The organism is Pseudomonas sp. P5_A2_2 (assembly GCF_054177685.1).
Genome location: NZ_JBGCUL010000939.1, coordinates 1 through 1,696 on the forward strand (window position 1 = coordinate 1; position 1,696 = coordinate 1,696).

Annotated in this window: 2 protein-coding genes; both read left to right on the top strand. The window is 60.6% G+C overall.

Going from position 1 to position 1,696, the window contains the following annotated elements; translation table 11 throughout:
* Positions 1-111 precede the first annotated feature (111 nt).
* Entirely contained in the window at positions 112-1,260 is a 1,149-nt protein-coding gene (locus ACXRVY_RS27540) for an efflux RND transporter periplasmic adaptor subunit (RefSeq protein WP_223459988.1), read from the top strand.
* Positions 1,261-1,273: 13 nt separating this feature from the next.
* Positions 1,274-1,696: efflux RND transporter permease subunit (locus ACXRVY_RS27545; protein WP_458238784.1), on the top strand; the 423-nt coding region annotated here is incomplete at its 3' end.

Sequence of the window (1,696 nt, forward strand, 5' to 3'; positions counted from 1 at the left end):
GCTTTCCCCCCTCTAATACCTCACAACCTGTAAAAACGGCAGTCGGATTACCCTCTACACTCCCGGTAATGTGCCCCGCTGTCTCACCTGATTTTCTCCAAGGAACTGGATATGCTGCGTCGCCGCATGCTGATCATGTTGGGTGTCGTTCTACTGATTGTGCTGGTCCTGGCCGCGTACAAAGCCTTCTCGATCTACACGATGGTTCAAGGCTACTCTGCGCCCAGACCGGCCATCAGCGTTGCCGTGGCCACCGCCACCGAGCGCCCATGGCAAGCCCGCCTGCCTAGCGTTGGCACGCTCAAGGCATTGCAAGGCGTGGACCTGAGCCTGGAGACCGATGGTACCGTCATTGATGTCCAGTTCGAGTCAGGGCAAAAGGTCAAGGCCGGTCAACCACTCCTGCGCCTCGACAGCGCCGTGGAAAGTGCCCTGCTGGAAACTGCCCTGGCCGACCTCGGGCTGGCACAGCTCGATTACGGTCGCGGTAGCCAACTGGTCGGCAGCCAGGCCATTTCCAAAGGCGAGTTCGACCGACTTTCAGCGGTGCTGAAAAAGAGCAAGGCCACGGTCAATCAACTCAAGGCCGCGCTCGGCAAAAAAAGCATCGTCGCGCCCTTCAGCGGCACCATCGGCATTCGTCAGGTAGACGTTGGCGACTATCTTGCCAGCGGCACCATGATCGCCACCCTGCAAGACCTCAGTAGCCTGTATGTCGACTTTTTTGTGCCCGAGCAGTCGGTGCCGAAGATTGCTCTCGGCCAGCCAGTGCAGGTCATTGTCGCGGCGTATCCGACCCAGGAGTACCCCGGCACCATCAGTGCAATCAACCCCAAAGTCGAAAACAGCACCCGTAACGTGCAGGTCCGCGCCACGCTGGCCAACCCCGATGGCAAGTTGATGCCAGGCATGTTCGCCAGCCTCCAGGTGCTCCTGCCCGACCCGCAATCGCGCATCGTGGTACCGGAAAGCGCGATTACCTACACGCTCTACGGCAACTCCGTGTATGTGGCCGTACCAAAGAAGGCCGAAGATGGCAGCCCGGAAAAGGACGACAAGGGCCAGCCGGTGCTGATCGCCGAACGGCGTTTTGTCGAAACCGGCGAACGCCGCGATGGGCAAGTGATGATCACCAAAGGCGTGCAGAGCGGCGAGAAAGTGGTGACCGCCGGCCAGCTCAAACTGGACAACGGCGCACACATTGCCATCAGCGACGACAAGACCCTGGCCGAGCGGAACAGCCCGCCACGCGCGGACTGATCAAGGAATCCCCATGGCTTTTACCGATCCGTTCATCCRCCGCCCGGTTCTCGCAACCGTGGTCAGCCTGCTGATTGTGCTGCTGGGCTTCCAGGCCTGGGGCAAGCTGCCCCTGCGCCAGTACCCGCAAATGGAAAACGCCCTGATCACGGTGACCACCGCCTACCCCGGGGCCAACGCCGAGACCATCCAGGGCTACATCACCCAACCGATGCAGCAAAGCCTGGCCAGCGCCGAGGGCATCGACTACATGACCTCGGTGAGTCGCCAGAACTTTTCGGTGATCTCGATCTACGCGCGCGTCGGCTCCAACAGCGACCGTCTGTTTACCGAACTGCTGGCCAAGGCCAACGAGGTCAAGAGCCAGCTGCCCCAGGACGCTGAAGACCCGGTGCTGAGCAAACAATCTGCCGATGCGTCAGTGCTGATGTACATG

Bases quoted from the DNA above. Each gene is read 5' to 3' on its own strand.
- ACXRVY_RS27540 (WP_223459988.1), top strand. From the start codon at position 112: ATGCTGCGTCGCCGCATGCTGATCATGTTGGGTGTCGTTCTACTGATT.